Annotated in this window: 8 protein-coding genes; 6 read left to right on the forward strand and 2 right to left on the reverse strand. The window is 49.5% G+C overall.

Annotation, left to right across the window (positions count from 1 at the left end):
* Positions 1–1,262, reverse strand: a 1,262-nt coding sequence (locus tag Q0369_RS10860) for an FAD-linked oxidase C-terminal domain-containing protein (protein ID WP_298099838.1), incomplete at its 3' end; no start/stop codon positions are given.
* Positions 1,255–1,983, reverse strand: a complete 729-nt coding sequence (locus Q0369_RS10865) for a plasminogen-binding N-terminal domain-containing protein (protein ID WP_298099841.1) — start codon at positions 1,981–1,983, stop codon at positions 1,255–1,257. The genes Q0369_RS10865 and Q0369_RS10860, both read right to left, overlap by 8 nt.
* Before the next feature lie 139 nt (positions 1,984–2,122).
* On the opposite strand from Q0369_RS10865, the gene Q0369_RS10870 reads away from it, so the two are divergent.
* The 6 genes from Q0369_RS10870 (at position 2,123) to Q0369_RS10895 (ending at position 8,665) form a co-directional block, all read left to right on the forward strand.
* Positions 2,123–3,292, forward strand: coding sequence for a peptidoglycan DD-metalloendopeptidase family protein (locus Q0369_RS10870; RefSeq protein ID WP_005871954.1), 1,170 nt, complete (start codon positions 2,123–2,125; stop codon positions 3,290–3,292).
* Positions 3,293–3,300: 8 nt separating this feature from the next.
* Positions 3,301–4,680, forward strand: coding sequence for a magnesium transporter (gene mgtE / locus Q0369_RS10875; RefSeq protein WP_298099844.1), 1,380 nt, complete (start codon positions 3,301–3,303; stop codon positions 4,678–4,680).
* Positions 4,665–5,252, forward strand: a complete 588-nt coding sequence (locus tag Q0369_RS10880) for an NUDIX hydrolase (protein ID WP_298099847.1) — start codon at positions 4,665–4,667, stop codon at positions 5,250–5,252. Before mgtE ends, Q0369_RS10880 begins: the two co-directional genes overlap by 16 nt.
* 67 nt (positions 5,253–5,319) lie before the next feature.
* Complete coding sequence (locus Q0369_RS10885) at positions 5,320–6,309, forward strand: alpha/beta fold hydrolase (RefSeq protein ID WP_298099850.1); 990 nt, start codon at positions 5,320–5,322, stop codon at positions 6,307–6,309.
* Positions 6,310–6,881: 572 nt separating this feature from the next.
* The gene (locus Q0369_RS10890; RefSeq protein ID WP_298099853.1) at positions 6,882–7,499 is read left to right on the forward strand and encodes a TRIC cation channel family protein; all 618 of its coding nucleotides are present in this window, start codon (positions 6,882–6,884) and stop codon (positions 7,497–7,499) included.
* Positions 7,496–8,665, forward strand: coding sequence for an aspartate aminotransferase family protein (locus tag Q0369_RS10895; RefSeq protein WP_298099857.1), 1,170 nt, complete (start codon positions 7,496–7,498; stop codon positions 8,663–8,665). The genes Q0369_RS10890 and Q0369_RS10895 overlap by 4 nt, the downstream gene beginning before the upstream one ends.
* The last annotated feature ends 16 nt before the right edge of the window (positions 8,666–8,681 follow it).

Consider the following 8,681-nt stretch of genomic DNA (forward strand, 5'->3'; position numbering starts at 1 on the left):
CCGATGCCGTGCTCGCCGCTGAGCGTACCGCCAAGATCAACTGCAGCTTTGAAAATTTCGGTGATTGCGTCATGTCCGCGTCGTACCTGAGCTTCATCTTTTTTGTCGGCGACCATGACGTTGGTGTGGACATTGCCGTCGCCCGTGTGCCCGAAGCAGGGCACGCGCACGCCGTATTTATCGCCGATGCGCGCGATACGGCGCAGTAGCTCGGGCAGCTGCGAGCGCGGGACGGTGATGTCCTCATTTAGCTTAAGCGTGCCGTAGATATTGATCGCCTGCGAGCAGTTGCGTCTCGCAAACCAAATGCCCGCACGCTCTTCTTCGCTTTTTGCGATGCGAAAGTCGCTCGCGCCGTTTTGAACGAAAATTTCTTTTATGAGCGCGAGCTCCTCCAAAAGCACTGCTTCTAAATTGCCGTCTGTTTCGCAGATCAAAATCGCGCCCGCACCCTTCGGCAAGCCCTTGTGAAATTTCTCCTCGACCGCGGCTATGCACAGCGCGTCTAAAAATTCCATCGCCACGGGCGTGATACCGGCAGCCATCGTCTTATACACGGCATTCATTGCCGCATCTACGCTAGGAAAGACGCCCATCGCAGTCTTTTTAAGCTTTGGCATCGGGATTAGTTTGAGCGTGATTTCGGTGATGATGGCAAGCGTGCCTTCGCTTGCGATTAAAATTCCTGCCACGTTGAAGCCTGCGACGTCTTTGATAGTGCGTTTGCCCGCTCGGATCACCTCGCCGTTAGGCAGTACCGCACGCAGTGCCATTACGTAGTCTTTGGTGATGCCGTATTTTGCGGCGCGCATGCCACCGGAGTTTTCGGCGACGTTGCCTCCTAGCGTGGAATAATCCTGGCTTGCGGGATCGGGCGGATAAAAAAGCCCGCGCACTGCGGCTGCTTTTTGCAGATCGATATTTATGCAGCCGGGTTGGACTACGGCGAGTAGATTTTGCATGTCGATTTCTAGAATTTTATTCATATGTTTTTCAAATGCCAAAATCACTCCGCCGTTTGCGGCTAAAGATCCACCAGTAAAACCGCTACCTGCGCCTCTTGGAACTATGGGGATTAAATTTTCGTTGCAGAATTTTAAAATTTGACTGACATTGTCCTCACTTCGCGGGAAAAGCACGCCGTCCGGCAGGCAGCGTCTTTTCGTCGCGTCGTAGCAGTATGCTGTGCGATGAGCCTCGTCAAAATAGGCGTTATCCGCGCCTAATAGATTTGTAAAAAACGCTCGCGCGGCGCTATTCATCGCCGTCTAAGCCCAGCAAATAGCGGTAGTGCTTGTCGTAATCGCTGATCGGGCCGTTAGTAAAATCCCAAATGACGGTCTTTATCTCGCCCACGCGTGAGTAAAATGGCAGCTGATAATAAGCTACGCTGCCGCTAGCGAACGTACGCAAAGGCTTGAAACTACCGCAGTCGGCAAATACGCCTTGTTTATCCATCGCGATAAAAATCAGTCCGGCGCTGTTTTGCGCGCAAATTTTACGAAAATCGTCTCGGCTAGGATTTGGCTTGTGGTTGTAGCTAAGATAGGCGCCGCCAAGATCTGGATGGATAAAATTTATATTCGGAAAAGCCTTGATAACCTGCTCGTAAATTTCAGCGTTAGGCGCGACGATTATGGCGCGGTCATAGAGGAAATTTAAGATCACTTTATCGCCGCTTGCAGGTAAAATTTTAGGCAGTGGCAGTGCCTCTTGAGCTAACATATCAAAGACCTCAAATCGCACCTTTGCCTTGCCTGCGCTTTTTTGCGTCACGACTGCGCGCGCGATGATGGAGCTTGCGCCGCTACCGAAATTATGCATCACAACTCCGCTGCTACCTACGGCAATCGTAGAGCTATCTGTGATCTCGCCCGAACCATCCGTTACGCTAAGTAGGGAGGTTTCGTATCGTGGCATGTTAAATTCCGCCCCTATCGCCGCGCTTAAAAATAGACCTAAAATAAGTAAAGCTTTTTTCAAAATTCTGCTCCTGAATAAAATTTTGGCTAATTATACATAAAACTTTGAAATTAGCGATAAAATTCCGCGGTATTTACGAAATATAAGCGTTTTTTCGTTACAATCCCGCCTTAAAATAATATTTCAAAGCGGTTTTTATATGACTAGAATTTTTATATTGCTTTTTCTGTGGATAGGCGTAGTTTTTGCGAACAACCCCAGCGTAGAGAAGTTTGCCTGGCCCGATGGCGTGAGTCTTCTGCAATTTATGGAAACCGCGGGTATTCCCGCATCGGTGTATTATGACCTGGATAAAGAGGATCAAGAACTTGCCGCTGAGGTGCGCGCGGGCGTGGAGTGTCAAATTTTGCGTGATCCAGCAGGTCGCGTCTCCCAGCTGCTAATTCCCGTCAGTGAGGAGCTTCAGATCCACATCTACCGCGATAAATTCGGCACTTTTAGATTCGTTTATACTCCGATAGTTTATGAGGAAAATAGCTACTCTTTAGGAATTCAGATCGAAAGCTCGCCCTATCAAGATATCATCAAAGCTACGGGCAATGCAGCTTTAGCGAATGAGTTTATGCTTGTTTTTAAAAACGAGGTAAATTTTAAAAAGCTGCAAAAGGGCGATCGGCTTGTGATCCTATACGAGCAAAAGACGCGCCTTGGCAAGCCTTTTGGCGGAGTAAATATCACCGCAGGAATGATCGAGGAAAATAAAAAGCCCAAATCGCTATATTTTTTCGATGATAAATACTACGACCGAAGCGGTAAAAAGGTCGAATCTTTTCTACTTATCACGCCGCTTGTTTATACTAGAATTTCATCGTATTTTACCCCTAAAAGATTTCATCCGATTTTAAAGCGATATCGCGCGCACTTAGGCGTAGATTATGCAGCTCCCAAAGGCACTAGGGTAAATGCCGCAGGGGCGGGCAAGATTAGCTTCGTAGGGCGTAAAAACGGCTACGGCAACACCGTAGAGATCAACCACGGCGGCGGTATCAGTACGCTTTATGCGCATCTTAGCGGCTTTGCTAGCGGCACAAAAGCAGGCGTTAGTGTCAAGCAAGGTCAGTTAATCGCCTACGTAGGCTCGACCGGGCTTAGTTCGGGACCGCATCTGCACTTCGGACTTTATAAAAATAAGCAGGCTATAGATCCGCTTAAGGTAGTCAAGATTGAAAAAACTAACGTCATAAGCGCCGAAGAACTTAAATTTAAAGCTCTCGTCAAAGATATGGACGCCAGAATGGCTGCGGCTAAAGACGGCTCGAAAAACCCTGCTAAATTTGAAAACTACGAGTCGCTTATCACGATAAATTAAGGCCAAAAATGGAAAATAAAGAGCAGCTGGACGACGTCGAGGAAGCTAAGGCGCTTCTTGATGCGCATCTAGGCGATACGCTTGAGCATGAGCTGAGTGCCGCCGATCTTACGGAGCATTTAAAAACTCTAAAGAAGCACGACGAAGAAAAATACGTAGAATTCTTAAAAAAGCTAGATCCTGAGGATCTTGCCGATGCTGCGCTTGAGATGCCCGAGCATATGCTCGAAGACGTCATCGAAACTCTGCCTCACGAAAAGATCGTCAAAGCGATCGAGGAGCTAGAAAGTGACGATCAGGCGGAGCTTTTGCAAAATATCGGCGAAATCGACGAGGACAAGGCCGAGCAGATTTTCTATGGGCTTGACGAGGACGATCGCCACGATATTCTTACTATCTCCAAATATAGCGAAGATGAGGCGGGCGCGTATATGCAGACCGAGGTTTTTAGCGCGAGGCAGGATCAGACCCTGGGGCAGGCGGTGGAGATGCTGCGCGTTATGCGCGAAAAGGACGAGATTGAGAACGTCTTTCAGCTCTTCGTGCTCGATAAAAAGGGACATCTGCTTACTACATTTTCGACGTCCGATCTGATTTTATACGATTTTTCGCTCACGCTGGAAGAAATTTCGCAAAAATTCGGCGCCGAAAATAAAATCCACTTCGCCACCGATACAGACAAGATCGACGACGTAATCAAGGACTTTGAAGAATTCGATCTTAACGTCATCCCCGTTGTCGATGCTAACGGCGTGCTTATCGGGCGTATCACCGCCGATGATATCCACGATCTCATCCAAGAGCGCGCCACCGAGCAAATTTACAATCTCGCGGGCGTCGATGACGAAGCCGAAGACGACGAGACTACGATCTTTAAGGCAGGTCGCGCGCGCGCCTTGTGGCTGGCGGTAAATTTATGCACGGCGATCGTAAGCTCCACGATCATCGGGCTTTTTGACGCCACTATCGAAAAGTTGGTCGCACTCGCCGTACTTATGCCGATAGTCGCCTCCATGGGCGGCAACACCGGCACGCAGGCGCTTACGGTAACCGTGCGCCGCCTAGCCTTGGGCGAGATAGCGTTTAAAGACAAAAAGCAGGTTCTCTTTCGCGAGATCACGATCGCTTTTATAAATGGCTTAATCTTTGCCACGCTAATGGGGTTTGTGGCGTATTTTTGGTTCGGCATTAAGCTTTTGGGGCTGGTGATTGCGATGTCGATGGTGCTAAATTTAACGCTTGCCGGGCTTTTCGGCGCCGTCATTCCGATCACGCTTAAAAAATTAAATATCGATCCCGCCGTCGGCAGCTCCGTACTGCTTACCACAGTAACGGATATCGTTGGATTTTTTAGCTTTTTAGGACTTGCGACGTGGATACTACTATAAAAAATTTTAAAATTTCCGAGCTTAAAAGCTCGAATTTCGTTAAACCCTTTCGCTTAAATTTTGAAATGGACGGCGTAGCGCGCGCGTGGGACTGCGTCAAGGTGCACGATAGCGTCTCGATTTTGCTTTATCATACGCAGCGTGACGCGCTTTTGCTCGTCAAGCAGTTTCGCCCCAGCGTGTGGTTTTATCAAGAGAAAAATTTAATAAATTCGCCCGAAAAAGGATACACCTACGAGCTTTGCGCGGGCATTTTGGACAAGGGCATCAGCGAGGAGCAAACGGCGATCGAAGAGGTGCTCGAAGAGACAGGCTATGCCGTGAAAGATCTGAAATTTATCACGAGCTACTACAGCGCCCTGGGCTTTGCGGCAAACCGCCAAATTTTATACTTCGCGTGTATCGACGAATCGATGAAGCTAGGTCGCGGCGGCGGCGTGGACGGCGAGAAGATCGAGCTTTTCTACCTGCCTGCGGCCAAGGCGCGAGAGTTTATGTTTGACGAAAAGATCGTGCGCGCGCCGGGGCTGATCCTAGCATTTCAGTGGTTTTTGAGCGAGTTTAAAGCTTAGCGGCGAGACGGAATTTCGCGTGCTGCTGCGCGCTTTTGCGTCTCGGCTTTAAATTTAAAGGACGGCGATGAGGGTTTTACTTAGGCTGTGCGTTATCGCGGCGTGTCTTTATGCAGCGATCGCGGCGGGACTTTATATCTTTCAGGAGCGGCTGATATTTTTGGGCGAGCCGTTAGATAAAAACTTCAAATTTAGCTTTGAAAATTCCGAATTTGCAGGACTTGTGAATGTGCCCGAGAACGCCGCGGACGAAAACGCTTCGGCGATTGGCGGCGTAAAGGAAAACGGCGCTGCTGCGGGCGAGATCAAAAACGAAGGCGCTCAAACTAGCGCCGAGCGCGTCGGCGAAAACGCCGCTCAGGACGTCACAACGGGCAATAACGCAAACGCCGCTGCGGTAAAATTTCAAGAGATCAATATCCCGTTTGAGGGCGGGGCGATAAATGGGCTGAAATTTAGCGCGGCAGAGCCTAAAGGCGCGATTTTGTTCTTTCATGGCAACTTCGGCGACGTGAGCGGCTGGGGCGCATACGGCGCGGATTTTGCGGCTTTGGGATACGATTTTTATATTTTCGATTACCCGGGTTACGGCAAATCGGACGGCAAAATTTCATCGCAGCAGCAGCTTTTGGCGAGCGCCGATGCGATGAGCCGCTACGTTTTAGAGCAGCATTCGCCAAGTAAGCTCGCGATGATCGGCTACTCGATCGGAAGCGGCATCGCCGCACAGCAGGCCGCGAAGTGGGATACGGCGCGACTGATTTTGCTCGCGCCATATTTTAGCTTCGAGCGGCTTGCGCACGAAAAAATCCCCTTCGTGCCGAAATTTTTGATCCGCTACAAGATTCCGACCGCGGAATTTCTGCAAGCGGTACGCGGCACGCAGATCACGCTCATCCACGGCGCCGCCGACGAGCTGATACCGGTGCATCACTGCCGCGATCTTGCAGGATATCTTAAGGCGGGCGATCTATTTTATGAAATAGCCGCCGCGCCGCATAATGGACTGCTGGCAATGCCAGGTATTTGGAAAATTTTAAAAGAGCGGCTGCGCTAATCTAGCGGAGCTCGGCGTAAAATTCCACGCAGAATTTGGCCGCTAAATTTTAAAATTTTACGTAGAATCCCACGCGGGCTCGGTCGTCGTAAAAAATTTTATGAAATTTTATAGCGGCAAAACACGGCGCAAAAAACGAGGGCGCAATTTCAAATCAAAATTTATGCGCCGTTAGCGTAAGCATAGAGCCGACTTTGTAGCGTTAAATTCTTTTTAGCGCGCACATGGCGTAAATTTAAAGCTAAAATTTGCGCTAGACCGCAACGCCGTATGTTTTAGCCGCGATAAAATTCTGTGAAATTTTATCTCCGCAGTCGTTTATAAATTTCAAGTCTAAATTTTATATTTACGCCCTGACGACGCCATATTTTAGCCGCGTAGAATTCTGCCGCATAAAATCCTGCCTAACAAAATTCTGCTGCGTAGATTTTAATTCACCGCGCTCAAATTTTATCCGCCGCTCCGAAATTTATCCCGCCGCGCCTAAATTTCTCCCGCCCGTTGCGCTTTACCGAAATTTATATTTAGTTGTTGTAAAATGCGTTTTTAAAAGGATTTTAGCGGGTTGTGATATGAGTATTTTAGAGTTTACGGAGTGCATAGGCATCGCTTCGGCGGCGCTTAGCGGGTTTTTATTCGGCGTAAAGAAGGGCTGCGATTGGCTTGGGATCTTTATCGCGGCGTTTTTGACGGCGCTTGGCGGCGGGATCATGCGCGACACCTTGGTAAGCCGCGAGATCTACTCGTTCACGCACTATGCGCCCGTAACCATCGTACTTGCGGTAAGCGCCGTAGCCATTTTTGCCAAACTTTACGAGAACCGCGATTTGGAGGGTAAATTTTTATTTATTCTAACCGATGCGATCGACGTCGTAAGCTTTTCGATAGTAGGGGCGATGGTTGCGCTAAGCTATAATCATAACGTTTTCGGCGTGGTGCTGATCGCATTTTGCAACGGCGTGGGCGGCGGCATCTTGCGCGACGTGCTGCTGAACGAAGTGCCGTGGTTTTTGCGCACCGGGCTTTACGGCACTATAAGTATGGGCGTAGGTTTGATATATTTCGTGCTTGATAGGTTGGGACTTGGCGGCGTCATTTCGGTGCTTATTTTGCTGGTTTTGGGAGTTGCGTTTCGCATGGTGGCTTATTACAAATCTTGGCATCTGCCTAAAGTGGAGTACAAACAATGAACTATTTGATGGATAATTTCGCGCGCGTAAACGTGGCGCTGGTAAGAGGCGAGGGCTCAGTAGTCTATGACGAAGCGGGCAAGGACTACGTGGATTTTGGCGCGGGCATCGGCGTAAACTGCCTGGGGCACGCAAACGAAATCGTGCTGGAAGCGATCGGCACGCAAGCCGCACAGATCATCCACGGCTCGAATATCTATAGAATTCTGCCTCAAGAAGCCCTGGCTCAAAAGATTAGCGAGCTTTTGGGGTATCGCAGCTACGCGGTGTTTTGCAACTCTGGCGCGGAGGCGAACGAGGCGGCGATCAAAATGGCGCGCAAATACGGCACCGTAAATTTTCCTAATAAAAAATTTGAAATTCTAACTCTGCGAAATTCCTTCCACGGCCGCACGCTAGCGACTTTGCAAGCTACGGGGCAGGAGAAATTTCATCCGGAAATTTTTGCTCCCTATATGCCCGGGTTTAAATTTTTCGACGATATCGAGGATATCATCGCGCATATCGATGAAAATAGCGTCGCCGTGATGATCGAGCTCGTTCAGGGCGAGGGCGGTATCAAGCCTCTGGATAAAGCGAGCGTGCAAAGGCTGGCGGCGGTTTTGAAAGAGAAAAAGCTGCTTTTGATCACTGACGAGGTGCAGTGCGGCGTATATCGCACGGGCGAGTTTGCGACGTCGCAAATTTACGGCATCCGCCCCGACATCATCACCTTTGCCAAAGGGCTTGCGGGCGGCGTGCCGATCGGCGCGTGCGTGGCGCAGCAAAACATTTTCGCTCCGGGCGAGCACGGCAGCACCTTCGGCGGTAACTTTTTGGCGACCTCTACGGCGCTTGCGGTGCTTTCGCAGCTAGAGTTTTTAAAAGCGAGCGGCAAGCTTGATAAGACTATAAAAAGATTTATCAAAAAACTAGACGGGCTCGCCGCAGACTATCCTAGCCTGATCGAAAAGCGCGTGGGGCTCGGTCTGATGCAAGGCCTCGTGCTGCGCGATGAAAAAAATCTGAGCGAGATCTTTAACAAAGCCCTGCAAAACGGACTTTTGATCCTAAAATCCGGCAAGCGTACCCTTAGATTTTTGCCTGCGCTAAATATTAAAAAACCGGAGATCAAAGAGGGTTTTGCGCGCCTACGCAAGAGCCTGGATGAGATAGTGCGGGCGTGAAATTTAGCGATTTTTT

Source organism: uncultured Campylobacter sp., from assembly GCF_938030685.1.
Classification (GTDB): domain Bacteria; phylum Campylobacterota; class Campylobacteria; order Campylobacterales; family Campylobacteraceae; genus Campylobacter_B.